1 pseudogene is annotated in these 234 nt (G+C 47.4%); it reads right to left on the bottom strand.

Going from position 1 to position 234, the window contains the following annotated elements:
* Window positions 1-234, bottom strand: a pseudogene (locus IQ282_RS15105) (hypothetical protein); the annotation flags it as partial.

Raw genomic sequence — 234 nt, 5'->3', positions numbered from 1 at the left:
TCGGCACGCTCTGCCAGATGCTCTGCACGAGCTTTCTGCTTCTCAAGCAGCTTGACTCTAGCCTCTAGTTCTATTATTTTCTGTTCTGGTGTTTTTGCCATGGTTGCAACGGGTAGGTTCTGCCAGTCAAAAGTACCATATTTTCTGAGCCACCCAGTTATGGTAGCTCTCGCCTGTATGCCATATTTTAGGTGGGCATTGAGTCTATCGAGTTGTCCCGATTCAATCTCATCG

The organism is Nonlabens antarcticus (assembly GCF_015356755.1).
Lineage (GTDB): Bacteria > Bacteroidota > Bacteroidia > Flavobacteriales > Flavobacteriaceae > Nonlabens > Nonlabens antarcticus.
This window is presented reverse-complemented; position numbering and strand designations above follow the sequence as displayed.